At 56.8% G+C, this 25,677-nt stretch carries 24 protein-coding genes and 3 tRNA genes; 7 read left to right on the top strand and 20 right to left on the bottom strand.

Annotated elements, in window-relative coordinates; genetic code table 11:
- Window positions 1-13: 13 nt before the first annotated feature.
- The 13 genes from J2T55_RS03955 to J2T55_RS03895 form a co-directional block, all read right to left on the bottom strand.
- The gene (locus tag J2T55_RS03955) at window positions 14-1,069 is read right to left on the bottom strand and encodes a S49 family peptidase (RefSeq protein ID WP_259054380.1); all 1,056 of its coding nucleotides are present in this window, start codon (window positions 1,067-1,069) and stop codon (window positions 14-16) included.
- Between the two features lie 341 nt (window positions 1,070-1,410).
- Entirely contained in the window at window positions 1,411-1,992 is a 582-nt protein-coding gene (locus tag J2T55_RS03950) for a hypothetical protein (RefSeq protein ID WP_259054379.1), read from the bottom strand.
- 34 nt (window positions 1,993-2,026) lie between these two features.
- Window positions 2,027-2,656 carry a hypothetical protein gene (locus tag J2T55_RS03945; protein ID WP_259054378.1) on the bottom strand — a complete coding sequence of 210 codons (630 nt, stop codon included), beginning with the start codon at window positions 2,654-2,656 and terminating at the stop codon, window positions 2,027-2,029.
- Window positions 2,657-2,782: 126 nt separating this feature from the next.
- Window positions 2,783-3,574, bottom strand: coding sequence for a hypothetical protein (locus J2T55_RS03940; protein ID WP_259054377.1), 792 nt, complete (start codon window positions 3,572-3,574; stop codon window positions 2,783-2,785).
- 264 nt (window positions 3,575-3,838) lie between these two features.
- A complete protein-coding gene (locus J2T55_RS03935; RefSeq protein ID WP_259054376.1) occupies window positions 3,839-4,090 on the bottom strand; it encodes a hypothetical protein in 252 nt (83 codons plus the stop codon).
- Between the two features lie 129 nt (window positions 4,091-4,219).
- Window positions 4,220-5,812: a hypothetical protein gene (locus J2T55_RS03930; RefSeq protein ID WP_259054375.1), complete on the bottom strand. Its 1,593-nt coding sequence runs from the start codon at window positions 5,810-5,812 to the stop codon at window positions 4,220-4,222.
- Window positions 5,813-5,833: 21 nt separating this feature from the next.
- Window positions 5,834-6,013, bottom strand: a complete 180-nt coding sequence (locus tag J2T55_RS03925; RefSeq protein WP_259054433.1) for a helix-turn-helix transcriptional regulator — start codon at window positions 6,011-6,013, stop codon at window positions 5,834-5,836.
- Window positions 6,014-6,118: 105 nt separating this feature from the next.
- A complete protein-coding gene (locus J2T55_RS03920) occupies window positions 6,119-7,333 on the bottom strand; it encodes a tyrosine-type recombinase/integrase (protein ID WP_259054374.1) in 1,215 nt (404 codons plus the stop codon).
- A 662-nt stretch (window positions 7,334-7,995) separates the two neighbouring features.
- Window positions 7,996-8,069 (bottom strand) — tRNA-Cys (locus tag J2T55_RS03915).
- A gap of 77 nt (window positions 8,070-8,146) precedes the next feature.
- Window positions 8,147-8,222: transfer RNA gene (locus tag J2T55_RS03910), tRNA-Gly, on the bottom strand.
- A gap of 69 nt (window positions 8,223-8,291) precedes the next feature.
- Window positions 8,292-8,849, bottom strand: coding sequence for a CDP-diacylglycerol--glycerol-3-phosphate 3-phosphatidyltransferase (pgsA, locus tag J2T55_RS03905; RefSeq protein WP_259054432.1), 558 nt, complete (start codon window positions 8,847-8,849; stop codon window positions 8,292-8,294).
- A 120-nt stretch (window positions 8,850-8,969) separates the two neighbouring features.
- Window positions 8,970-10,817 (bottom strand): excinuclease ABC subunit UvrC, encoded by a 1,848-nt coding sequence (gene uvrC / locus J2T55_RS03900; RefSeq protein WP_259054373.1) that lies wholly within the window; start codon window positions 10,815-10,817, stop codon window positions 8,970-8,972.
- A complete protein-coding gene (locus J2T55_RS03895) occupies window positions 10,817-11,464 on the bottom strand; it encodes a uracil-DNA glycosylase (protein WP_259054371.1) in 648 nt (215 codons plus the stop codon). Before J2T55_RS03895 ends, uvrC begins: the two co-directional genes overlap by 1 nt.
- A gap of 130 nt (window positions 11,465-11,594) precedes the next feature.
- Between J2T55_RS03895 and J2T55_RS03890 the strand changes: the two genes are divergently transcribed.
- The 4 genes from J2T55_RS03890 to J2T55_RS03875 all read left to right on the top strand — a co-directional run bounded on the left by J2T55_RS03890 (window position 11,595) and on the right by J2T55_RS03875 (window position 13,520).
- Window positions 11,595-11,897, top strand: coding sequence for a hypothetical protein (locus tag J2T55_RS03890; protein ID WP_259054370.1), 303 nt, complete (start codon window positions 11,595-11,597; stop codon window positions 11,895-11,897).
- Window positions 11,898-12,142: 245 nt separating this feature from the next.
- Window positions 12,143-12,364, top strand: coding sequence for a hypothetical protein (locus tag J2T55_RS03885; protein ID WP_259054369.1), 222 nt, complete (start codon window positions 12,143-12,145; stop codon window positions 12,362-12,364).
- Window positions 12,365-12,499: 135 nt separating this feature from the next.
- Complete coding sequence (locus J2T55_RS03880; protein ID WP_259054368.1) at window positions 12,500-13,096, top strand: tetratricopeptide repeat protein; 597 nt, start codon at window positions 12,500-12,502, stop codon at window positions 13,094-13,096.
- A 145-nt stretch (window positions 13,097-13,241) separates the two neighbouring features.
- Window positions 13,242-13,520 (top strand): hypothetical protein, encoded by a 279-nt coding sequence (locus J2T55_RS03875; protein ID WP_259054367.1) that lies wholly within the window; start codon window positions 13,242-13,244, stop codon window positions 13,518-13,520.
- Between the two features lie 187 nt (window positions 13,521-13,707).
- Here J2T55_RS03875 and J2T55_RS03870 read toward each other — a convergent pair.
- Window positions 13,708-13,797 (bottom strand) — tRNA-Ser (locus J2T55_RS03870).
- A gap of 297 nt (window positions 13,798-14,094) precedes the next feature.
- Between J2T55_RS03870 and J2T55_RS03865 the strand changes: the two genes are divergently transcribed.
- The 3 genes from J2T55_RS03865 to pntB all read left to right on the top strand — a co-directional run bounded on the left by J2T55_RS03865 (window position 14,095) and on the right by pntB (window position 17,975).
- Window positions 14,095-14,766 (top strand): Bax inhibitor-1/YccA family protein, encoded by a 672-nt coding sequence (locus tag J2T55_RS03865; protein ID WP_259054366.1) that lies wholly within the window; start codon window positions 14,095-14,097, stop codon window positions 14,764-14,766.
- 236 nt (window positions 14,767-15,002) lie between these two features.
- Window positions 15,003-16,559, top strand: a complete 1,557-nt coding sequence (locus tag J2T55_RS03860) for a Re/Si-specific NAD(P)(+) transhydrogenase subunit alpha (RefSeq protein WP_259054365.1) — start codon at window positions 15,003-15,005, stop codon at window positions 16,557-16,559.
- Window positions 16,560-16,574: 15 nt separating this feature from the next.
- Window positions 16,575-17,975 carry a Re/Si-specific NAD(P)(+) transhydrogenase subunit beta gene (pntB, locus tag J2T55_RS03855; protein WP_259054430.1) on the top strand — a complete coding sequence of 467 codons (1,401 nt, stop codon included), beginning with the start codon at window positions 16,575-16,577 and terminating at the stop codon, window positions 17,973-17,975.
- A 72-nt stretch (window positions 17,976-18,047) separates the two neighbouring features.
- On the opposite strand, the gene J2T55_RS03850 is transcribed toward pntB, so the two are convergent.
- The 6 genes from J2T55_RS03850 to J2T55_RS03825 form a co-directional block, all read right to left on the bottom strand.
- Window positions 18,048-19,358 (bottom strand): sensor domain-containing protein, encoded by a 1,311-nt coding sequence (locus J2T55_RS03850; RefSeq protein WP_259054364.1) that lies wholly within the window; start codon window positions 19,356-19,358, stop codon window positions 18,048-18,050.
- A 58-nt stretch (window positions 19,359-19,416) separates the two neighbouring features.
- Window positions 19,417-20,688 (bottom strand): serine--tRNA ligase, encoded by a 1,272-nt coding sequence (gene serS / locus J2T55_RS03845; RefSeq protein ID WP_259054363.1) that lies wholly within the window; start codon window positions 20,686-20,688, stop codon window positions 19,417-19,419.
- A 42-nt stretch (window positions 20,689-20,730) separates the two neighbouring features.
- Window positions 20,731-21,111, bottom strand: coding sequence for a fluoride efflux transporter CrcB (crcB, locus tag J2T55_RS03840; protein WP_259054361.1), 381 nt, complete (start codon window positions 21,109-21,111; stop codon window positions 20,731-20,733).
- Window positions 21,112-21,156: 45 nt separating this feature from the next.
- Window positions 21,157-22,488 (bottom strand): replication-associated recombination protein A, encoded by a 1,332-nt coding sequence (locus tag J2T55_RS03835; RefSeq protein ID WP_259054360.1) that lies wholly within the window; start codon window positions 22,486-22,488, stop codon window positions 21,157-21,159.
- Window positions 22,485-23,063, bottom strand: a complete 579-nt coding sequence (gene lolA, locus J2T55_RS03830; RefSeq protein WP_259054359.1) for an outer membrane lipoprotein chaperone LolA — start codon at window positions 23,061-23,063, stop codon at window positions 22,485-22,487. Before lolA ends, J2T55_RS03835 begins: the two co-directional genes overlap by 4 nt.
- A gap of 159 nt (window positions 23,064-23,222) precedes the next feature.
- On the bottom strand, window positions 23,223-25,550 hold the full coding sequence (locus J2T55_RS03825) for a DNA translocase FtsK (protein ID WP_259054358.1): 2,328 nt from the start codon (window positions 25,548-25,550) through the stop codon (window positions 23,223-23,225).
- Window positions 25,551-25,677: the final 127 nt, after the last annotated feature.

Below are 25,677 nucleotides of genomic sequence, written 5' to 3'. Positions count from 1 at the left end.
TTTCAGATAAAGGTCAATCCTTGCTTGATAACGATTTGACTACACGGTCAGCTGCTGCAGCATAACTCAGAGGATAGCCGCGCTCTTTAGCCTGTTTAACCTCACGTTTGCACTCGGCTGCCAGCCATCGCCAGTCATTCAGTTTGTCCACTTCATCATTGGCATCGGCCTGCTGCGCACTATCTATCATCCTGGCTTGTGACACTTTCCTGTAATTCGAACTTTTGCTGCTGATGCCGGCAACCAAGGATTCAAGCGACCCGAGTGCATCAGCCATACCGGCATTGACCGCTTGCTGCCCTACAAGTAAAGCACCCTGCCCGTAACGGGCCAGAACGGTTTCGGTATCCACGCCGCGATAGGTCGCGACAGTCTGGATGAAAACCTGCGCGAGACTGTCGACCATCGCTTGGTAGCTGTCGCGGCCAGAGTCCGACGCGGGATCGGCGTGTTTCCTGGGCGACTGACTGGAGATGAACTTAATCGAGCCGTTGTCCTCATCACGAAATACACGGGAGACCACACCGATCGACCCCAGAATGGCTGTATCACGCGCAATGACGCGATCGGCTGCCGAGGCAATCCAGTAAGCCGCAGAGGCACCGGTACCGCTGACATAGGCATCAATGGGTTTTCCGGAGTTGCGAACCTGTTCGGCAAATTCACTGGTGCCGGTCACCTGGCCGCCCGGCGAGTCGATATCCAGGATGATGCGTGTAACGCTGGGGGATTCGATGGCTTGCTGCAGATCCGTAGCCAGTACCTGTATCGACGTGGCGCCACTGATCTCAGTAAACAGATTGGCGTAGCGGAATATGGGACCACGCACCGGTACAATCGCGGCGTTGTCACGCAGAATGACACGGTGAGTGCCTACCAGCGGTCGGCCGATGCGGCTCAACACCGCTTCGTTTGCCTGCTGCTTTTCCTTGAGCTGCGACAGCAAAGACTCCGGAACGTCGTTCAGGCGCTGGGCGATGCTGACTATCGTGTCGAGATAGTTGCGCTGTATCAGCCAGGGCTCACTGGTGAGCGAAGCTAATATGCGTTGATTGCCCGAAAACTCCATAAATCTGTTTGTTCCCAGTATATCCAATTTTTAAAAATGTGCTGACCCCGGAGAAACTCCAGCGTGGATAAAGTATTAAACCTCCGGGGCAGCACAAATATTTCATGACTACTGATACGGTTACTATATTCCGCCTTATGGCGGATTAAGAAAAGAACAACAGATGCAAGATAATATTATTACCTTGCATAAAGCATTATGGTTGGGGTTTGGGTGACAGCGCCCTGAGATACTGTAGCTGCGCACGGCTAGTACGAGGAAATGGCGTTGGCCTGCTTATGCCTGCAGGGTCGTAACGATAAATGTCACCTTCAGCAGACCTCGGAGCTCACGCTGTCATTTCAGTGATTGTCTTTATCGGGCGGGTCGAGTGGCAGCGAGCCGCGACGGGTGAACTGCTCGTTTTCGTAGACATATTCCTGTGTTTGCAGGGCGTGGGTCGCATCAAAATAGGTGATGCGGAATACCAGCGGGCCCTCATGGCCGGGGAACAGGTCAGGCCATGGGATGGCCCAGAGCTCAAGATAGCCAAATAATTCCTTCTTGTGAATTTGCTCGGTTTCCGAACAAGTGATTTCCACCTGTGTTGCCGGCACGCCGTGGTTTCTCAGCTCTAGTTTGTGATCGGTATATCTACCGGGTGGTTTTATCATTTCGATTACAGGTTGTACGGATCGCAGCCTAGCCCGTTCAGCGCGTTCGGACAGTTCCAGTGCTCGCCTAGTATCGCGGATTGCCTCGCGCTGCTGGTAGAAACCAGCAACAACCCAGATTAATGCCAGCGGTGTAAAAAAACCGGTGAATAGCGCCACGCGATCGGCCACGGTCTGGGGGCTGGCGTCATAAAATACAAAGCCGTACAGGCAAAGGTAGAGCAGTGTCGCCGCTATCGCGATCTGGTGAATCCGTGTCAGCCGCGGCATTTAAATCCCCCTGATTAAACCGACGGACTCAGTATTATAACAAGCCTTCTTCGATCAGCCGTTCCTTCCTTTTCTTGATAGAACGGGCTTTTTTGGGTGATTGATTATCGTTCGTCTCGGCCATTTCAAAAAGTTCATCACACATATCCACCAACCTAGAGTCTTTATTTACAAAATCAGAAAATTTATCAATGTAGCCATCATTGATGTAGTGCATGATCAACTCTATATCATTTTCTGAATAGCCATAGGAAAACAATTTCAAATAGCAGTCCCTTATTTTTTCTTCCTGCTTTCTGCCTGACTTAGCATACCTAAGTGTAAATCTGTGCTCTCCAGGTCCGGGGAGATATCGATAAATGTACTTGAACATTAGCCGTTCAAAATCGCTACTCTTTTTTCCTGTTCGCTTGCCATCTTTTCCAAAACGGTAATTGACCACATGATCATCAATGAGGCCTATCATCATGGTTCCTAACCATCGTTCATCTGGGTCACCAGATGCAAGCATGGTCAGTCCTTTATTGCGCCATAGTTCTTCCCTTCTAAGCGCCTCTTCGTGACCGTCCTTAATTATTTCTACCTGTCGCGCATCAGTGCTATCAATCGGCGTTAATGAATTGTTGCGTGGTTTCGGGCTGCGAGAGACATTGTTTTTGTGCATTTAATTGGCCTCCATGTGAATATTAAGATTAATAACAAATTGCATGTCTCTTATCACCAAAGAGTTCTACAAGGAACGATAGATTTGAACGTCGCGCAACTTTCCGCGTCCATCTCTAATCGCTTGTCAGGTATCCTTAGGATACTTTCCACTTGTAACTCCAAAACCACCGGAGTTAGCATCATAGTATATTGTCCAGTCTGCTTCCGGCTCTTGTTGTAGCCGTGCTCTGATTGTTTTCGGTGGGTCATAAGATCGAATATATTCACTAATTATCTCGCGCAATATGTGAAAAAAATTGACGCCTCGATCGAAGATAATAGTGAACTCATCCCATGGGATCTTCCTGGCATACCCACCATTTCGCTTGGGAAGGCGTAGCCCATCATTCCATACGACATAGTCGGCATGAACATAAGCATTCCGCACATCTGGATCAAAGGCATCTCTAAATATTTCTGCGAGATCGTTTAGACCTAACTCTTTAGCATGTCCGGCGAGATCCTTCAGAACTTTATTTGCGTTTGGCGCAATCTGAGCGCCCGTTTGTTTATGCGATTGGACAAGCTCCATAAATGGCCACAATACATGGCTTTGACCACCTGCTATTCGCAGCATATTTTTTGGTACTTCATAAAAGCCGCTCGCTTCAGAGATATGGCTATAGAAACTTAAAGCGATACGACACTTCATCCTTCCATCTTCGAGTGTGCTTAGAAATTCCAGATACTCATCGAATGCATGCTGGGTTTCAGCTGCCGTATTCCAACCGGCGTCCTGCATACCACGCATTTCCGGCATAAGCGCCATAGCGAAGTGCAGTTCGTGTTTTGTGCAAGCTGTATCAAAAAGGCTACGAAAAGCCTGTTCAGCCTTTTTATAAAAGGCGTCATTCGGGTTCGGTTTAGATTTTTCCATGGAAACCACCTTGGTGGCTTAAGCGTTTAGTGTCAGCAACGAATGATGAGTCCACCGGCGGTACATTTCTGCCAAATTCCAAACGCCGCTATGCATCACGTATGCATGGACCCATTTTTCTGGCCGCATCCTTTACGTTTCCCCGGAAACGCGATCACTGATCTCACCACTATTCATGCGATCACCATGCCCGGTACCCGCCGACTACACACATGCCGCGGTCGCGATTACCGCAGCGCGCGCAGGACCAGAAGGACCCGCTAGCTAGGCGGCCTCCGGCTTACGCTCCTGTTCCCTGAATTGATGGTGCGCGTATTCAACAGCCTTGGCACAGTGATTAGCTAACATGCTATAGGCCGTTGCTGCCCTACCATCGCTGATATGTTCCGGTTCTACTGCAGCCAAGAGTCGCATCATGTTGGCTGCGTGCTCGAGCGTAAAATATGGGCTACCTGAATCGATGATTAAATCACCAGGCTTTTTACCGAATTCAAACTCATCGTTGTCATTGTGCATTGCACTTCTCCTTACCCAGGTTGGTTTGGGGGTTTAGGGGGTTTCAGGGGTCAATTTCCCTCTATATATATAAAATGTCTTTATCCTGACATTTTCCATGCGTAGAAGGAAATAAATACATAAAACCCCCTAAACCCCCTGTAGCTCTACTGACCACTGTGAAACTTTTCCTGAAACACCTTTCTTTAAGATTCTGTACCCATTGATAATACGGCCCTGATTGCGCGCCAGGAACTTTCCGAGCCGGTGACGATTGAGACCGACCTTATCCCCGGCTATGTCCTGCAGTGCATCTCCCAGGTTCTGCATCTCGGGCGACACCATATCCGTGTCTAACTCACGCAGGATTTGAGCAACACTGATCCGCTCGCTGCCATACACGTTGTGCCAGCTGGTTAACATTGCCTCGAGCTTCTCTGTCTCAGGGTCACCTATCATGAGGCGGGTGCGCGTCTCCAATGGATCATTCAAGCCCACCCAGCCCAGCGGCTCACGTACAAGCCGAGACCAGTGTTCGAAGCGTCCGAACACAGATAGGCCGTTAGGTGTCGGGCAGCCGCTCAAATGCCAGGCCTTGTATATGGTCAGAATGTCCCGCACCAGGTTCGCACGGTTATTGAGTACGCGCTCTCTGAGATCAAAATCGAATGACCGCATCTCCGGTCGCTCGGTATCGACACTCAGCTCGCAAGATAGCGCCCTATTATTTAGGTCTCCGACCAGAGCCAAGTTGTTTCCGTTGGCAAACATAATGAGATCGGCCTTGGCATGGACCTCGGTGTTACTACCCAGCACACGTTGCTTGAGCGATCCAGAGGTCAGATATGTACACAGCGAATTGGACTCGAGCGGATGATCCACGTTATCCAGTACTACAATCGAATCCTTGGCCAGCAAAGCGGAAAACAGTAACTTATCCGCTTCTTCATGCGTCGCCGGTGGTGGCATCATGGCTGCACGCTGACCAGTGAAAATGAGTGACGGGATATCGCAGATCATTGACTTACCGGTCCCGCTGGTCGAAGCACTCACGGCAAACAGCGGCGCGGAGACAACCAGGTGCCGGATGAACGGCGTCATTAAGGCAGCTAGGAATACCGATCGGTCACCATCGGTCGAGAATGGCAGGGTCTCGAATATGTCAATGATGCGCCAGACTGCCGCCCTGGCATCAACAAGCTCAGGTTTGTTTGGTAACTCCCAAGCGATCTCGTCATCATCGAAAAAATATAAAGCCGTGTTGGGATCATAGCCTGGTGTTGCAAATATCGAGCCATCCGAGCGCATCACGGGCGCACCCACGATGCCTTGCAGCGGCGGCACCTTCGGGTAACTCTGCGCCGCCAGCAATGCAGAGATCAGCTCACGCGGTGGCATTGTGGGTTTGTATTCTTTCTCTTTCGCGTTCCATTTTTCAAAATGGACGCCGGCGCGCGCCAATGCCTCTGGCAATGAATCCCGCGAATGCGGCGACACAACCTTGGTGATCTGCTGACGTTTTATTGCAGCGGACTGCCGGCGCAGCTCTCGCTGTTCGGCGATCCTGACCAACTGGCCGTTGGCCTGGTACACGTTCGCTGCAGGGCTTGCCTCGAGGCATTCGAGCACCTGGTCCATCATTCTGGCCACATCCGATCCAATCTGGATGGCCTCGCCGCGCAGCGCTTCATGCTTGGCTTGTTCATACTGCTCCCCACGCAGCCCCCTGACTTTTTTTGGCATATCCGTTTCCCCGGAAACGGATTAGGCGTTAATCGTATCGTCGCGCTCCGCCAAGCGCTGGTTGATCCACTCATCAACCTCCGCTTCAGACCAGGCGACATACCGTGACGACAGTCGCACTGGCCTCGGAAATCCTTTGTGCTCCATAAGGTCATAAACAGCGGTCCGCCCCATGCCAATTTTTTCGCACACCTCTGGCATCCTGATAAGTCGGTTAGTCATTGTTTGCACCTGTTGTCTTGTTAACGTGCAAACAAGCTATCCGCTAATCAAAATGCCCTCAATAGTTTTCACTGCAAGCAAATATTATTTGCCTGCACTAATGGGTACTATCTCGGCGCCCTGCTTTATTGCATCCAAATAATCTGCCCATGCCTGCATCATCTTTCTGCGCTCCGCCAGATACTGCGCTCTGTTGTACGCAGCTCGTACTTTGTTCCTTTCAGCATGAGCCAACTGGCGTTCTATCACGTCGGGCGGCCAGCCTTGTTCGTTCAGTATCGTGGAAGCTGTCGCACGAAAACCGTGAGCCGTTGCACGCGAGTGATACCCCATTCTGTATAAGGCATAAGTCAGGGTGTTCTCTGACATTGGCAACTTCGGCCGGGATTGATTCGGGAAGACAAAACGCTTGCGACCGGTTAGCGGCTCCATGGCTTCAATCACTTCCATGGCTTGAACAGACAATGGCACGATATGTTCGGTTTTCATTTTTGTGCGTTCAGCCGGGATGCGCCATTCTGCATCTTTCAAATTAAATTCAGACCACTCGGCAGCGCGCAATTCACCAGGTCGGACAAACGTAAGCACGATCAACTGTAGACCGTATTTGGTTTCCGGCCGGCCTTCGTAGGCATCTAGCTTGCGTAGAAAATCAGGAAGATCGGCGGCACTCATCGCCGGCATGTTGGTAGCTTTCTTGGTTTTTATGGTGCCGCGTAATTCTGAGGCGGGATTCTGAGTGCACAGGCCGCTGGCAATGCCATAACGGAAGATCGCGCTGGTACGCTGCATGACCCGCTGGGCGGTTTCCAGGGCACCCCGCTTTTCAATCTTGCGAAGCGCCATCAACAATTCCGGCGGGGTGATATCGGTCAGGGGGCGTTCCCCGAGATCCGGGAATATATCTTTCTCGAGGGATTCGCGGACGCGCTCCAAATGCCCCTCTGTCCACTGGCCCCTCTGGACATCAAGCCACTGGCGAGCGACCGCCTCCAGTGTATTCTTGCTATTCTCGTGCTGAGTGCGCCGGGCTTGCTTTTTGAGCTGGCTGGGATCCTGCCCATTCTTGAGCAGTTTCTTGGCTTCCTCACGGCCCTCTCGGGCAGTGGCGAGACTGACATCAGGATAGACCCCCAGGGCAAGGGTCTTTTCTTTACCGTGGAAGCGATACTTCAGTCGCCAATACTTTGATCCATTGGCATGAACGAGCAGGTACAACCCGCCGCCGTCACTCAGCTTATAGGAACTGTCGAGTGGACCGGCTCCGCGAACAGCCTTGTCGGTCAGTTTACCGGCCACGATTTGTACCCCCAGGGCATTTATACCCCCAATTCTCAGGATATGCCCCCAAATGTACCCCCAATGTACCCCGGTTGCAAGCGAATTATTGCGAACTCAAGAGAACAAAGAGGCGGCCTGAAATGCCTGTGTGGCGCGGGTTTCGTGGACCTATGCGGATTTTTCTGTATACTTAACTGGTGCCCGGGGCCGGACTCGAACCGGCACGGAGTCGCCTCCGAGGGATTTTCTTACTACTACAGTTTTCACTGCTGCCGTGCAGGCATTTGTAGTCTGGACTTTCTCTTTACCCTGTTCCAATCATGCATTGGAAAGTAGGCAGGAACCGTCAAGTCTCTACACTTTCCCCTGAATCTGTTTAGGAAAGCACTTATTCAGTGGATCCTAAATATTCATCTCAGTCTTCTGCATCGGTATAAATCAAGCTTCGATCGGTGATCGACAATAATGGATACAACAGAAGACGGGGCTTAGCTCGGGATTATCACCATCCTGTACAAAATCTCGTATAGAACAGAAGCTGAGACTTCCCCGAATTTGGCTCCATTCACACCGCGGGTTTCCCTCACGGGTGCTCAAATTAATTTAAGTCCCTTGCGTCTACCAATTTCGCCACCCGGGCATATCAGGCAACGTAACTATACAGATAAACTTCAGTAAAATGGAGGCTGGGGTCGGAATCGAACCGGCGTACACGGATTTGCAGTCCGCTGCATAACCACTCTGCCACCCAGCCATCAGGAGGGGGATTGTAACTGCACTGCCTATAAAAACGAAAACCCCGGTGAGCCGGGGTTTCACGTCAATCGAAATTGGAGCGGGAAACGAGATTCGAACTCGCGACCCCAACCTTGGCAAGGTTGTGCTCTACCAGCTGAGCTATTCCCGCGTAGAGAGCCGATATTGTAGCGATAGCGGCTCGTCTGTCAACAACCAGTCACGCAAATAAGCCGCCGAATTATCGGGACTTTTCCATCAGCTTCGGCCACGCTGAGGCGAGGTACTGGCACATCGAAACCAGCGTCAGGATGGCGGCAATATACAGCAGTATCACGCCGATTTCATACACCGGCAGGCCGTAGGCCGGCACCTGGTAGACCAGCAGCGCCAGCGCCACCATCTGTGCGCTGGTCTTGAATTTGCCGAAAACGGACACGGCCACCTTGCTGCGGGCGCCGAGTTCGGCCATCCACTCGCGCAGCGCCGAGATGGTGATCTCGCGACCGACAATAATCGCCGCCGGCAGCGCGATCCAGGCGGACGGATCACGCTGCACGAGCAGGATCAGCACCACCGCGACCATGAGCTTGTCGGCGACCGGATCGAGAAAGGCGCCCAGCGGCGAGACCTGGTCCAGACGGCGTGCCAGGTAGCCGTCCAGCAGGTCGGTCAGCGCCGCGATGATAAAAATCACGCTGGCGATGGGATACTGGTACGGAATCGGTGCGTAGAAGACGAGTACGAACACCGGGATCAGGGCAATCCGCAGGAAGGTCAGCGTGTTCGGTATATTCATCGTATTCATTGTCGTTATGGCCGCGGGCAGCCGTGTCGAACCGGATACCCGCCGTCCCTTGATTGTCGGTTTGACTGAGTCTGACAGCCTACCAGATTGGCTGTCCGCACGAGACGCGCGCTAGGCGCTGCCATGCAGCGAGTCATAGATGCGCCGCGCCAGGTTCTTGTTAATGCCCGGTACTTTTGCCAGTTCCTCCACGCCGGCGCGGGCAACCCCCTGCAGGCCACCGAAGTAACGGATCAGCTCCTGGCGGCGGCGGGAGCCGACCCCCTCGATCTGCTCGAGCTGCGACACCGTACGCGCCTTGCCGCGCGCCGCGCGGTGGCCGCTGATGGCAAAACGGTGCGCCTCGTCGCGGATATGCTGGATCAGGTGTAGCGCCGGCGAGTCCGGCGACAGGTGCTTGCTGGCCTGGCCGTCCTCCAGGATCAGCGTTTCCAGCCCCGGCCGGCGGCCCGGTCCCTTGGCCACGCCGAGCACGTACATGCCGGGCACCTGCAGTTCTTCCAGCACATTCAGTGCCTGTTGCACCTGGCCCTTGCCGCCGTCTATCAGCAGCACGTCCGGTAACCGGCCCTCCTCTTTCTTGACCCGGGTATAACGGCGCTGGATGGCCTGGGCCATGGCGGCGTAGTCGTCGCCCGGGGTGATGTCCTTGATGTTGAAACGCCGGTAATCGCTCTTGATCGGACCTTGCGGCCCGAAAACCACGCACGAGGCCACGGTCGCCTCGCCCTGGGTATGACTGATGTCGAAGCACTCCATGCGCTCCGGCGGCTCCGGCAGTTCCAGCGCCTTTTGCAGATCCTCGAGCCGGCGCTGCAGGTTCTGGTCTTTGGCCGTTTGCTGCGCCAATGCCAGGCCGGCGTTTTCCTGGGCCATTTCCAGCCAGCGGGCGCGCTCGCCCCGTGGCCGGGTGACGATCTGCACCTTGCGCCCGGCGCGCTCGCCGAGCACCTGTTCGAGGACGGCCTCGTCGGCGGGCGCGTCGCTGGTCAGGAACGTGGCGGGAATCGCCTTCTCGACGTCGCTGGCCAGGTAATACTGCTGTATGAACGCCGCCAGTACATCGTCAACGCTGGCATCGCGGGCATGCTGGGGAAAATACGAGCGATGGCCGATATTCGTGCCGTTGCGTACGAAAAACACCTGTACGCAGGTCAGCCCCTCGCGCTGGGCACAGGCGATCACGTCGAGGTCCGCATCCGGATCGCTGCGGTGATGCTCTTCCTGTACCTGGCGCAGGTTCTGTATCTGATCGCGGTACTGTGCCGCACGCTCGAAATCGAGCCGGTCCGAGGCTTCCTGCATCGGCTGGCGCAGCGCCTCGATGACTTCCTCGTTGCGCCCCTCGAGGAACATGACCGCGTGTTTGACATCGCGGGCGTAGTCTTCCGCACTGATATAGCCGACGCAGGGCGCGGTACAGCGCTTGATCTGGTACTGCAGGCAGGGCCGCGAGCGGTTGCTGAAGAAGCTGTCGCTGCACTGGCGGATCTGAAAGAGTTTCTGCATGAGGTTCAACGTCCGGCGCACTGCGCCGACACTCGGGTACGGACCGAAGTAGCGACCTTTCTGTTTGCGTGAGCCGCGGTACAGACTCAGGCGCGGATACTCATGCTCGCTCAGCTGAATATACGGATAGCTCTTGTCATCGCGGAACAGGACGTTGTAGCGCGGCCGCAGTTCCTTGATGAGGTTGTTTTCCAGCACCAGTGCTTCCGCCTCGTTGCGCGTGATCGTGACCTCGATGTCATGGATCTGGCGCACCATGCTGCGTATGCGCGGGCTTTCGTCCGCCTTGCTGGTGAAATAGCTGGCAACGCGCTTTTTCAGGTTCTTCGCCTTGCCGACGTACAGCACCGTGCCGTCGGCATCGAGCATGCGATAGACACCGGAGCGCGAGGTCATGTCGCGCACTTTGCTCGCGTGGTCGAAGGTTTTGTCGTTGCCGGTCGTGCTCATTACTGCTGGCTCAGAGCGTGTGCCTGTCTGAGGACATCGAGAAACATCTTTTCGGTCAGGCGCCGTGTCTGGGTGTTGTAACGGCTGCAGTGATACGAATCGACCAGTTGGCGGCCGTCACTCATTGTGTGGCTGGCGCCGTGGGCAAATTTGTAGGCTGACTGGCGTTCGCCCTGCGCCTTTAGAACGGCGTTATGCGCGACCAGCCCGAGTGCCAGAATGACAGTACGTTTCGGTAATCCCGCCAGTTCGTTCGCCAGAAAGCCATTACAGCAGTTGATCTCGTCACCGGTCGGCTTGTTGCCCGGCGGCAAACACTTGACCGCGTTGGTGATGCGGCAGCCTTTCAGTTTCAGACCGTCGTCGGCGCTGACGGATTCCGGCCGGTTGCTCAGACCAAGCTTGTATAATGATTCATACAGCAGGATACCGGCATAATCGCCCGTGAATGGCCGGCCGGTCGCATTGGCCCCGTGCATGCCCGGCGCCAGCCCGACGATCAACAGCCGCGGCCGCGCCGCGCCGAATGGCGGCACCGGGGCGGCGTGATAGTCCGGGTGCTGCTTGCGCACGTCCTGTAAAAACCGGCTCAGGCGCGGGCAGCGGCGACAGCTGGCGTCAAAACTGCTGGTGTGTGTATTCGACATGCTGCAAATTGTATCCGATCGGTCGTGGTTAAAGGCAGGGGCCTGCCAGCCGGCGGCCCTGGCTCTTGACTAGGAACCTGTAAATCTGTTGCTGTTCTATACAGTCTTTAAATCAATGTTCAGATAGCCCATGAAAGCACCATCGACCCTGTCTTGCCTCACCGTCGCCGGCGGCTTGCTCCTCATCAGTAACGGCCTGCCGGCCCAGGACGTCCAGATCGACGAGAAGTCGATGCAGGATGCCTGGTCGGATGAACAGCCTGAATTCGAATCGCTCGACAATGCGGATTCCTATGGCTCCGATAGCGGCGGTTATTACGGTTCGGGTGGCTACTCCGATTATCCGGATGACGGCTACGACCGGCCTTCGACCGGAACAGAGACCTACGAGTCGGAATGGGAAGACGACGACGTCGAATCGGACGAACGTTAAGGCGCCAGTGAGTCAGAGTATGTCAGTCAGGCCGTCAAACGGGATACATGTGCCTGAAAGACACATACGTACAATCCCGGCTGCCCCGCCCTTTGTCTTTATAAGTTATTGATAAAAAATATATTAATTTTGAAATCCGGAGTTGGCATCGTTTTTGAATAATTAAAATTGCAGCAATAAAACAGGCGTTGCCTGATTCAGGCTTGAACGTCTCTGCAATAAAACGCTTTTAGGAGGTAACTACGATGCGTAATCTGAATTTCAAGAATCTCTTTGCCACTCTGCTGACGATCCTCGGTCTGACCTTTGGCGGTGCCGCCATGGCCGGTGACGACGGCTGGGACGACAAGAGCGGTGAAGACAGCTCTTCTGGCGACAGCTACCAGACTCCGCATGCCGGTGGTGATTCCGGCGGCGGTGATGACGGCTGGGATGAAGAGGATTCGGAGGGTGACAGCGGCTGGTAAAAGCCAGACCCTCTCCTCCTCCTCTATTAAAACCGCCGGCCCCGTGCCGGCGGTTTTATTTTGGCACATGGAAACTGCAACCCAGGAAGTGAAAATTTGTCACAGGGACCAACATTCAACTTTCAGGATATTATCATGCCAAAAATCAAGCTCCTGTTTTACCTGCTGGTTCTCTGCATTGCGCTGCCGTCGCTGGCGCTGGCTGACAAGGGCGAAGAGGCTTTCGAAAAAGCGCGTGAATACGACCGCAGCAACGAGACCGATAAAGCCGTGGCAGCACTGAAGGAGGCCGTCGATGCCGGTCATCTTGAGGCGCATAACAAGCTGGCTTACTGGTACTGGAAGGGAAACGGTGTCGAAAAGGATGTCGAGCGGGCGCGCGAGTTGTTCACAGCCGCAGCTGAAGAGGATCTGGCCATTGCCCAGTACCAGCTTGCGGAATTAATCATGAGCACCGATGGCGATGCAGAAGCAGCGGTCAAATGGTATGAACGTGCCGCCCACCAAAAGCATGTGCCTGCCATGAGCAAGGCCGCCGCTATTTATGCGGACGAAGACAACGATGTTGAGACCAATCTACCCCTGGCGCAGGCCTGGTACCTGGTTGCCAAGGAGGCCGGCGGTTATGTCTCCGAAGGCAAACTGGAGTTCATTGAAAGGAAGATGTCCCATAATGAAAAGGATGAGGCTAAAAACCTTTACAAGGAACTGCTGGAAAAGTTGACTTCTTAAAGCCTCGCACTTGCGGGCATTATACTATTGAAGGCCGCCTGCGGGCGGTCTTTTTGTGAACGGCTCCGCAAAGCCTGCGACCGGCGGCCAGTGGCAGGCTGATAATGCTAGAATGAGGTTCATACCTTACCGGAAGCTTTGCGTCATGAGAGCGATCATTCTAGTGCTGTTTTTTCTGCCGGGCCTGCAGGTTATGGCCGACACCCTGGAACAGCCATCACTCAGCGACATTCAGGCTTGTACTGGCGACTGTCCCAGTCGTGGCATGAGCATGGAGAGCGTGAAAAGCCGCTTCGGTGAGCCGGCGCAAACCACTCCGGCAGTGGGTGAACCGCCGATCACGCGCTGGTTATACGAGGACTTCACCGTCTACTTCGAGCATGACCAGGTGATCCATGTGACAGCGCCGAGGTCGGAAGGCTAATCGCTCTGCATCGCGCCCCGGACGGGATGCGAACTCTTAATAATACGAGGGAGGGATGACTCGGCGCTGCGCGCCTCGCCCTACGAGCCGCCGCCGCTGCCGCGGCTGTCGAACCCGGATTGTTGATTCGAGGGTTCGAATTCACATTCAGCAAATAATACCCCCCCGCAAGGGGGTTTTTATTATTTGGCGGAGAGGGAGGGATTCGAACCCTCGAGGAGCTTGCGCCCCTGCCGGTTTTCAAGACCGGTGCAATCAACCGCTCTGCCACCTCTCCTAACAACTGCTTTTTCCGGACCAATGACGCTGACGCGTCATACCCCTGCCTATTTGACCGCGGCCCTTCAAGGCGCTACAAAAGCGCGGGCAGAATAACCGATCAGGGCCGTTCAGCAAAGCCTGGCGGGCATGCCCGCCAGGCGCCGTGGTGCAGCTGACGGTGTCACCATCAGGGCCGACATGTTTTTGAAATAATTATGCTTTTCAGGCTCGCCGGGCAAGAACTCTGCTTGCATCTGCCGGTCATATCTCTAGAATTAGACCCAATTACCATTTTATCCGGAGGTAGATGTCCATGAGTCAGTCCAATTACGCCGTTGCCGGTCGTTCAGAATCCGTACTGGCGACAAACAAGCTGATTCGCAACACATATATGCTGCTGTCGCTGACACTGCTGTTCAGCGCCGCGATGGCGGGCGTGTCGATGGCGATGAATCTGCCCCACCCCGGTCTTTTGATCACGCTGGTCGGCTACTTCGGCCTGCTGTTCCTCACCAACTATCTGCGCAACAGTATCTGGGGACTGGCCTCCATTTTTGCCCTGACCGGGTTCATGGGCATCACGCTGGGTCCGATCCTTAGCACTTATCTGAGCGCCTTCAGTAACGGGGCCCAGCTGGTCATGATGGCACTCGGCGGTACCGGTGCGATATTTGTCGGCCTGTCCGCCTATGCGATAACCACCAAGAAGGACTTCAGCTTCATGGGCGGTTTCCTGATGGTCGGCATCCTGGTGGCCTTCCTGGCCGGCATCGGTGCGGCCGTCTTCAGCCTTCCAGGTCTGTCGCTGGCCGTTTCCGCCATGTTCGTGCTGCTGATGTCCGGGCTGATCCTGTACGAAACCAGCAACATCATCCATGGCGGTGAGACCAACTACATCATGGCCACGGTGACGTTGTATGTGTCCATCTACAACCTGTTCCTCAGCCTCTTGCATCTGCTGGCCGCTTTCGCCGGTGAGCGCTGATCAGCGGCGGTTATAGCCCGGTTGTTCAACCGGGTCCATGAAGACCCCCAAACCCCGGCCATGCCGGGGTTTGTTTTTTTCCGACGCGGATTTGTGCACAGCAATATTTTCGTTATATCTTAGGCCGACATTATCTATGGCGCGAATTTGAGCGCGTGCTAGCATCAATAGCGTCTTTTGCGGGTCGAGTTTGACCCGAAATCTGTACTGAATCCGACAACCAAGGGAGTTTGGCGATGAAGATTGTTGTGCCAAAGGAGGTTCATGCGGGTGAAAAACGCGTCGCCCTGACGCCGGAGTCCGCGAAACAATTACAAAAACTCGGCTTTACACTGGCGCTGGAAAGTGGTGCCGGTGCTGCCGCCAGCTTCAACGACGACGACTACCGCGCGGCGGATGTCGAGGTCGTCGAGGACACACGCCAGCTCTGGCGTGACGCCGATATCGTCATGAAGGTCCGGCCCCCCGAGCAGCATCCGCAGCTGGGCGTGGACGAATCGGAACTGCTGGAAGCCGGCAAGACACTGATCAGTTTCATCTGGCCGGCCCAGAACCAGGATCTGATGCAGAAACTCTCCGAGCGCAAGGTCACGGTGCTGGCCATGGACAGCGTGCCGCGCATTTCCCGCGCCCAGAAACTCGACGCCTTGAGTTCAATGGCGAACATCGGTGGTTACCGGGCCATCATCGAGGCGGCCGAGCACTTCGGCCGTTTCTTCACCGGCCAGATCACGGCCGCCGGCAAGGTGCCGCCCGCCCGGGTACTGGTCATCGGCGCCGGTGTCGCCGGCCTCGCCGCCATCGGTACGGCCAAGGGCATGGGCGCGATCGTCCGGGCTTTTGACACGCGTCCGGAAGTGCGCGAGCAGGTGCAGAGCATGGACGCCGAATTCCTCGAGGTGGAAATGGACGAGGACGGCGGCGGCAGCGGTGGTTACGCCAAGGAAATGAGCGACGAGTTCATCCGCAAGGAAATGGCAATCTTTCAGCAGCAGGCCGAGGAAGTCGACATCATCGTCACCACCGCCCTGATCCCGGGTAAACCGGCGCCGAAGCTGATCACCGAGGCCATGGTGAAGTCGATGCGCAACGGCAGCGTCATCGTCGACCTGGCCGCCGAACAGGGCGGCAACTGTGAGCTGACCGAACCCGGCGAAGTGGTCGTCCGCCACGGCGTGACCATCATCGGTTATACCGACCTGCCGAGCCGGCTGGCCACCCAGGCGAGTCAGCTGTATGCCACCAATCTGCGGCACCTGCTGACCGACCTGACGCCGGACAAGGACGGTGTCATCAACGTCGACATGGATGACGAGGTCATCCGCGGCACGACGGTTATCAAGGACGGCGAGATCACCTGGCCGCCGCCGGCACCGAAGATATCGGCAACACCCAGGGCGGAGAAAGCGCAACCGGCCGAGCCGCCAAAACCGAAGCAACCACTGATATCTCAAGCACTGCAGCCGGTGGTGGCGCTGATTGTCGGCGGCCTGGCGCTGTTCGGTGTCGGTTCGGTCGCGCCGGAGTCCTTCATGGCGCACTTCACCGTGTTCGTGCTGGCCTGCTTTGTCGGTTACATGGTGATCTGGAACGTCACGCCCTCGCTGCATACGCCCTTGATGAGCGTGACCAACGCGATCAGCAGCATCATCATTATTGGTGCCCTGCTGCAGGTGTCGTCGTCGAACATCCTGCTCGCGGGACTGGCGACGTTCGCGATTTTCATCACCAGCATCAACATCGCCGGCGGCTTTGCCGTGACCCGGCGCATGTTGAACATGTTCCGCAAATAAGGAGGCCGCATCATGTTGAATCAGGGATTAGTGACTGCGGCTTACATCGGCGCAACCATTCTGTTCATTCTCGCCCTGGGTGGCTTGAGCCATCAGGAAACGGCGCGTCGCGGCGTGCTTTACGGCATGATCGGCATGGCCATCGCCGTGCTGGCGACGGTATTCAGTGCCCAGGTCACTAGCTATTGGGCGCTGGCCATCGCCATGATCGTCGGCGGCGCCATCGGCCTGCGGCTTGCCGCCAAGGTACAGATGACACAAATGCCGGAGCTGGTCGCCATTCTGCACAGCCTGGTCGGTCTGGCCGCCGTGCTGGTCGGCTACGTCAGCTTCTTCGGTGACAGCGGTTACTACACCGGTGTCGAGAAGACCATCCACTCAGTCGAGATCTACGTCGGCATCTTCATCGGTGCGATCACGTTTACCGGCTCGGTGATTGCCTTCGGCAAACTGTCAGCGCGCATCGGCAGCAAACCGCTGATATTGCCGTTGCGTCACCTGCTCAACCTGGCCGGACTCATCGTCACTATCTGGCTCGGCAGCGTGTTCCTCAATGCCGACAGCACCATGGGGGCATTAATACCATTGATCCTCATGACGCTGATCGCACTGGCTTTCGGCGTGCATATGGTCATGGCCATCGGCGGTGCCGACATGCCGGTCGTGGTGTCGATGCTGAACAGCTACTCCGGCTGGGCTGCGGCGGCGACCGGTTTTATGCTGTCCAATGATCTGCTGATCGTGGTCGGTGCGCTGGTCGGCTCCAGCGGTGCCATCCTCAGTTATATCATGTGCCGGGCGATGAACCGCAAATTCCTGGCCGTGATTGCCGGTGGCTTCGGCGGCGGTGGTAGCAGCAGTGCAGCTGCAGCCGGCGATGAAGCCGGTGAAGTCAATCCGATCGAGGCTGACGAAGTCGCCGCTCTGCTGTCCGATGCCAACGAGGTGATGATCGTACCCGGCTATGGCATGGCCGTGGCCCAGGCCCAGCACACCGTGAACGAGCTTACCCGCTACCTGCGTGACAAGAACGTCAACGTCCGCTTTGCCATTCACCCGGTCGCCGGGCGTATGCCGGGGCACATGAACGTGCTGTTGGCCGAGGCGCATGTCCCCTATGACATCGTCTACGAGATGGACGAGGTCAATGAGGACTTCCCGGACGTCGACGTCAGCATCGTCATCGGTGCCAATGACATCGTCAACCCGTCAGCAGCCGAGGACCCGACCAGCCCGATCGCCGGCATGCCGGTGCTCGAGGTCTGGAAGAGCAAGACCACGATCGTGCTCAAGCGCAGCATGGCAACCGGCTATGCCGGCGTCGATAACCCGCTGTTCCTGAAGGACAACACGCGCATGCTGTTCGGTGATGCCAAGGAAAGCATGGAGGCTGTCTTCAAGGCCTTGTCGATCTAAATATACTTGCTGACTGTTGAAACGAAAAATGCCCCTCAATCGAGGGGCATTTTTTTACAGGACCGTCTATTCCTATTCTGTCCGTTTGTATGCATACATGGCCATATCGGCATATTGTACCAATTGTTCCCTGGTAGCCCCTTGCTCCGGATAGATCGCCGAGCCGATACTGGCAGAGAGCGACACGGAATTATCCTTGATCGAATACAGAGCGGATAACGTGGCATGAATCTTTTCAAGGACTGTTTCAACATCGCCCTGTCCCTTGATATTCGTTAACAAAATCGTGAATTCATCGCCACCCAGGCGGCCGACCGTGTCCGACTCCCGTACACACTGCAACAATCTATGCGCCACCTGACACAGCAGCATGTCTCCCGCTTCGTGTCCCAGTGTGTCATTGACCGTCTTGAAATCATTCAGATCCAGATAAAGTACCGCCAGCTGTTCCCGGTCCCGCCGGGCCCGTTTGAGCGCCATGTCCAGACGGTCGAAAAAAAGCGTGCGGTTGGGCAAATCGGTTAGCGCATCGTGACGCGCCATGTGTTGCAGCTGTGCCTCTGCCTGTTTGCGCTCTATCGCGCTCGCAATCTGCGTTGATACGAACTGCAGCAGTTCCACGTCCTCATTGGTGTAACGCATATCACTGGCATAGCTCCTGACGATCAGGGCACCCATGACGCCAATATCTGCAGACATCAGTGGCACGCCTAACCAGTCCAGCGATTCATTGACAGCGTTTAGTGATATCTCCGACGTTGTCAAATGCGCCTGCCCTGATTGAATTATTCCGGTAATGAAATTGTGACTATCGAATGAATCGGCTTCAGATATATGTGGATTTTCATCAACACTATAGGGAAAGGATAGTTGATCGGTGGAAACGTCATATAGCGCTACCGAAAAATTGCGTGCCGGCAGGAGCCGGCCGATAATCCGGTGAATATGCTGATAAAGATCGTACAGGCTGGTTGTCGCATGCGCGGCTTCCGATATCTGGTACAACGCACTCTGCATGCGCTCGGCACGCCGGAGCTCGGTAACATCCCGGGCCACTGCCAGTCTGATGCCATCCGGCTCCGACCAGCGTGCCGACCACATGACATGGACTACCCGACCGTCCTTACGCACATAACGATTTTCAAAATGACTAACAGGCTTGTCCTTCATGATCTCGCCTGCTGTATGTAAAGTGCGGTCTCGGTCTTCAGGGTAGACCAGATCAATCATGTTAGTGCCAATCAACTCATCCGGCGTATATCCGAAAATACGTTCACAAGCGGCACTGACGAAAATGAAATGACCATCGACATCCACAACACAAACGGCATCAAGCAGCAGATCCAGTATTTTGGGGACATGCGCCCGGAAGTCGGTTGTCATTCAAAAACCACTTGGCGGATTGATGGCATGACCCATTAAGGCTCCTGAAACTGCCGCACTAACAGATGAACTCCATACCGGCCATATAGGGCGTCAGGGCTTCCGGGACTCGGATGCTACCATCGGCCTGCTGGTAATTTTCCATGACAGCAATGAGGGTACGGCCGATGGCCAGTCCCGAACCGTTGAGCGTGTGGATCAGCGCCGGTTTTTTCATATCGGCCGATTTGTAGCGCGCCTGCATGCGGCGCGCCTGAAAGTCCTCGAAGTTGCTGCAGGAAGAAATTTCACGGTACTTGCCCTGGCCCGGCAGCCAGACTTCTAGGTCGTAGGTCTTGGCGGCGGAAAAGCCCATGTCACCGGCGCACAGGGCCATGGTGCGATATGGCAGTTCGAGTTTCTGCAGGATGGTCTCGGCATGGCCGGTCAGTTCCTCCAGCGCGTTCCAGGATTCGTCCGGGTGCACCATTTGCACCAGCTCGACCTTCTCGAACTGGTGCTGGCGAATCATGCCGCGAGTGTCCTTACCGTAGGAGCCGGCCTCGCTTCGAAAGCACGGGCTGTGACAGACGTACTTGTGCGGCAAGGTCTCGCCGTCGAGGATTTCATCACGCGCCAGGTTTGTCACCGGTACTTCCGCCGTCGGGATCAGGTACAGGTCCTGCTCGGTGACGTGGAACTGGTCCTCGGCAAATTTGGGTAATTGACCGGTCCCGTACAGGCTCTCCGGATTGACCAGGTACGGTACGTTGATCTCAGTATAGCCGTGTTCGGCCGTATGCGTGTCGAGCATGAACTGGATCAGCGCGCGGTGCAGGCGCGCAATCGGTCCCTGCATGACGACGAAACGCGAGGCGGCAATCTTGGTCGCGGTCTCGAAGTCCATCAGCCCGTTGCGCTCGCCCAGGCTGACGTGGTCCTGTGGTTCAAAGTCGAACGCCTGCGGCTCGCCCCAGCGCCGCACTTCAGCATTGTCGTCCTCGTCGCTGCCGTCGGGCACGGACGCGTGCGGCATGTTGGGAATGCCCAGCGCCAGCTCGCGCAATTGTTCCTGTACCGCATTGAGCCTGTTCTTCCGGTCTTCAAGCTTGTCACCCAGGTCGGCGACTTCATCCAGTAACGGCTGGATATCCTCGCCCTTCGCCTTCGCCTGGCCGATGGCTTTCGAGCGCGTGTTGCGCTCGTTCTGCAGCTGTTCGGTCTCGACCTGCAGCGACTTGCGCTCGGACTCGATCCGTTTCAGCTGTTCAATATCCAGCTTGTAGCCGCGCCGGCCGACTGCGGCGGCGACATCCTCGGGGTTGGTTCGTAACAGATTCGGATCCAGCATTACTCGTCCTTAAATCGAAAATTTTTATTGTCCTGAAATCGCTCAGAGCGGGAGTTGCCTGGCCAGCGCTACGCCCAGCCAGCAGACGATGATGCAGACACTGACGCTGATCAGGATATTCAGGCCGGCTTTTAACAGCGCGCCCTGCTCGATGAGGGTCAGCGTGTCCATCGAGAACGTCGAGAAAGTGGTAAACGCACCGAGCAGACCGACCAGCAGCAATGACTTCCACTCCGGCGCGGCATCCAGTTTGTCGTTCAGGAGGATGAACAAAAAGCCCATCAGGAACGAACCGATGACGTTGACCGACAGCGTGCCGTAGGGAAAGCCCTTGCCCAGCAGTGCGTAGACGCCGTTCGAGCACCAGAAACGCAGCAACGAACCAGCGGCGCCACCGCCGGCCACGGCCAGAATGGTTGTCATGACGAGATCCCCGTGAGCCAAAGTTCGGCCCATTGTAACCGACCGTCAGCGTTTTTTGGCCTTGGCGTCCAGCTCGCGCAGGTGTCTCAGCTTTTCGGCGATCTTGATCTCGAGGCCGCGTTCGACCGGCTTGTAATAGCTGCGCCCCTTGAGCTCATCGGGAAAGTAATTCTCGCCAGCAGCGTAGCCTTCCGGCTCATCGTGGGCGTAGCGGTAGTTCTTGCTGTAGTCGAGATCCTTCATCAGCTTGGTGGGCGCGTTGCGCAGATGCAGCGGCACCTCCAGCGAGCCGTTGTTCTGCGCGTCCTTCATCGCCGTCTTGTAGGCGACGTAGGCGGCATTGCTCTTGGCGGCGCAGGCCAGGTAGACGATCGCCTGACCCAGCGCCAGCTCGCCTTCTGGCGAACCCAGGCGTTCCTGGGTGTCCCAGGCGCTGAGCGCGATCTGCATGGCACGCGGATCGGCGTTGCCGATATCCTCGGTGGCCATGCGCACTACCCGCCTGGCGACGTACAGCGGATCGCAGCCGCCGTCGATCATGCGGCAGAACCAGTACAACGCGGCGTCCGGCGACGAACCGCGTACCGCCTTGTGCAATGCTGATATCTGATCGTAGAACGCCTCGCCGCCCTTGTCGAAGCGGCGCAGGCTGCCGCCGGCCATAACTTCCTGCAACAATTCCGGCGTGATGCGGCCGTCAGTGGCCAGATCAGCAGCGATCTCAACCAGGTTCAGTGCCCGGCGGGCGTCACCGTCGGCGGCGGCGGCAAGCTGCTGCAGGGCCTCGTCGTCGAGTTGCAGGCCGCGGCCGCCAAGACCGCGTTCGCTGTCTTCCAGCGCCACCTGCAGCACGCGCTCGATGGCCTCGCCGGTCAGCGCTCGCAGCACGTAGACGCGCACGCGCGACAACAGCGCGTTGTTGAGTTCGAACGACGGGTTCTCGGTGGTCGCACCGACGAAGGTGACGGTGCCATCTTCGACGAATGGCAGGAACGCGTCCTGTTGTGACTTGTTGAAGCGATGCACCTCGTCGACAAACAGCACGGTGTCCTTACCGTAGGCCTCGCGATAGTCACGCGCCTGGTCGATGGCGGCGCGGATGTCCTTGACGCCTGCGAGCACCGCGGAGACCGACAGAAACTGCGCATCGCAGGCCGACGCCAGCAGTCGCGCCAGCGTCGTCTTGCCGGTGCCGGGCGGCCCCCAGAACACCATCGAATGCAGCTGGCCGGCCTCGATGGCCTGTCTTAACGGTTTGTCCGGGCCGAGGATGTGTTCCTGGCCGATGTATTCAGCGATCGTGCGCGGCCGCAGCCGGTCCGCCAGGGGCCGGTAATCATGGCCGTCCGGTACTGGTGCGGATGCGGCCGGGCTCACTGCGCGCGGTCGTCGATCACGTCGACGCCATCGGGCGGGGTGAATTCAAAACGGCTGGTATCCAGGCCAGGATTCAGCTCGACATTGCTGAAGTCGATGCGCGTGGTCTGGCCGAAGTTGTCGGACAGGATCATCATGCCGAGTTTCCGCCCATCAAAACCCAGCCGCACGTCGCTGTACTGGCTGTCTTCATCACGCGATTCCAGCCGCACCCAGTCATAGCCTTCCAGTTCGCCCAGGTCGACGATGTCATAGAGCTCGTCGATATCGGCAGAGCCGCCGAGGATCGCCGCGGGCGTGGCCTGCATGCCGGCTTCCATGTCGCGGATGGTCACCTGTTCCAGATCCTCGTCGTAGATCCACAGCGTGTCGCCGTCGGTGAGTATGCGCTGGGCGTAGGGTTCGTTGTATTGCCAGTCAAAGCGGCCCGGTCGCTGCAGGTACAGTTTGCCGCGCGAGGTTTCCAGCAGGTCACCGGACTCGTCCCGCAGCTGCTGTTCGAAGTCGGCCGTCAGTGAGTCCAGATCCTCCAGAAAGCTGCGCAGCTTGTCTTCCCCAGACGCTACCGAGGCCACGGGGAAAAGACAAAATAAGAATAATATAAACAGTATGTTGTAAGTTTTTCTTGATAAAATCTTGAGCATTGTGTGTTCCGTTGGATGAGCGTTCCGGGTACTGATCAAGACCCTTTGCGACCGGTTTGATTCCGGCGTGCGCAGAATATCCACGATTGCTCAGTTCTCCGGCGGTTTGGGCGCCAGCACTTCGCGGTTGCCGTTGGTCTCCTGGGCACTGACCACACCGGCGCGTTCCATGTCCTCGACGATGCGTGCGGCGCGGTTGTAGCCGATGCGCAGGCGCCGCTGCACTGACGAGATCGATGCACGGCGCGATTCCGTGACGATGCGTACCGCCTCGTCGTAGAGCGGATCCTGTTCGCCGCCGTCGCCACCGGTTTCGATACCGCTGACCGCCTCGGCGCCGCCCTCCTCGGGCCCGCGCAGCACGTCTTCGCGGTATTCCGGCTCGCCGCGCTTGCGCAGGTTCTCGACCACCTTGTGGACTTCGTGATCGGCGACAAACGCGCCGTGCACGCGGGTCGGTACCGGCGTGCCGGTCTGCATAAACAGCATGTCGCCATGGCCAAGCAAAGTTTCCGCACCCATCTGGTCGAGGATCGTACGCGAGTCGACCTTCGACGACACCTGGAAGCCGATACGGCACGGGATGTTCGCCTTGATAAGGCCGGTGATGACGTCCACCGACGGCCGCTGTGTGGCCAGAATCAGGTGGATGCCGGAAGCGCGGGCCTTCTGCGCCAAGCGAGCGATCAGTTCCTCGACCTTCTTGCCGACCGTCATCATCATGTCGGCCAGCTCATCGACCAGCACGACGATGAATGGCAGCTCTTCGAGCTCCGGTGCTTCATCTTCCTCGCCGATCGGCTGATAGAACGGGTCACGTATCGGCTCGCCCCGGTCGCGGGCTTCCTTGATCTTGCGGTTGTAGCCGCTGATGTTGCGTACGCCCAGATGCGCCATGAGCTTGTAGCGCTTCTCCATCTCGGCGACACACCAGCGCAGCGCGTTGGCGGCCTCCTTCATGTCGGTCACCACCGGTGCCAGCAGGTGCGGAATGCCTTCGTAGACGGACAATTCCAGCATCTTCGGGTCGATCATGATCAGGCGCACATCCTTGGGCACCGCCTTGTAGAGGATGCTCAGGATCATGGCGTTGATCGCCACCGACTTGCCGGATCCGGTCGTGCCGGCAACCAGCAGGTGCGGCATCTTGTTCAGTTCGGTCACGATCGGCTGGCCGCTGATGTCCTTGCCCAGCGCCAACGCCAGCGGCGACTGGACGTTGTCGTATTCCTTGCTGTTAAGGATCGCGCTCAGCGAGACCAACTCACGGTTCTCATTCGGGATTTCCAGGCCGATGACCGATTTGCCGGGAATCACGTCGACAACGCGGACGCTGACCACCGACAGCGAGCGGGCGATGTCCTTCGACAGATTGATGACCTGGCTGCCCTTCACGCCCGGCGCCGGCTGCAACTCGAAGCGCGTGATCACCGGTCCCGGATGTACGGCGACGACCTCGACCTCGATGCCGAAATCGCGCAGTTTGATCTCGACCTGGCGCGACATCGCCTCCAGCGCTTCATTCGAATACTGTCCCTTCGGCGGCTGCGGCGGATCCAGCAGGTTCAGCGGCGGCAGCGTCGTCTCCGGCGGCGGTTCGAACAGGAATTCCTGCTTCTCCTTTTCGCCGCGGGTGCTGGTCGGCACATTGGATATCACCGGCTCGATGCGCGGCGGCTCGCGTTTCTCGGTTTTCTGCTTGATCTCGCGGGCAACATTCTCGCGTTCCTGGCGCGCGCGGGCGCCCTCGCGACGATCCCGGTACTCATCACGCTTGTACTGCAGCCATTCGACAAACCGCAGGGTGTAGCGGCCGATCTGGTCCATGAGCCGGAACCAGGACAGCCCGCTGTACAGGGTGATGCCGGTGAGGAACATGGCCAGCAGCATCAGCGCGCTGCCGGTCGAGCCGATCAGCCCCAGCAGACTGCCGCCGACGGCATCGCCGAGAATGCCACCGGCGCCGGCGGTCTCGGCCGGAATGGCGTTGCTGACTACGAAATGGTTTTCCGCCAGACCGCAGGCACCCATCAATGCGAGCACGAAACCCGCCATGCCGAGGGAAAAGCTCAATGGCTCCGGCCAGGCACCGCGGCGCACGGTGCGGTACAACTGCCAGCCGCTGAATGCCAGCGCGAACGGGAACAGGTAACCGACATAGCCGCAGATATACAGGAGAATATCGGCAATCCAGGCACCGATCAGGCCGGTATTGTTGCGAATGCCGTCATACTCGGCGGCGTGGGACCAGCCCGGATCGGCCGGGTCAAAGCTGAACAGCGCAATAAACAGGAACAGCGACACCGCGGCCAGTGCGATCAGGGCGACTTCACGTAGAATGCGAATCAGGCGGCTGTTGGCCGCCGGCCGCGCGGGCTGGCTGCTGGTATTTTTCTGCTTGCGTTTGGCCTGTGCCACGATATTGAAGTCCGGCAATGTCGTTTATTAAGACGAATTCGACAAAAACGATGTAGTACTATGTTTATAAACTGTTATCCGGTTAGTATACAGGCTGTAGCCAGACACGCCACGGGCATGAAGGCGG

Origin of the sequence: Methylohalomonas lacus, from assembly GCF_024808875.1 — a bacterium.
Taxonomy (GTDB): Bacteria; Pseudomonadota; Gammaproteobacteria; order Methylohalomonadales; family Methylohalomonadaceae; genus Methylohalomonas; species Methylohalomonas lacus.
The sequence above is the reverse complement of the archived record's forward strand: the minus strand, read 5'-3'. Positions and strand labels throughout refer to the sequence as shown.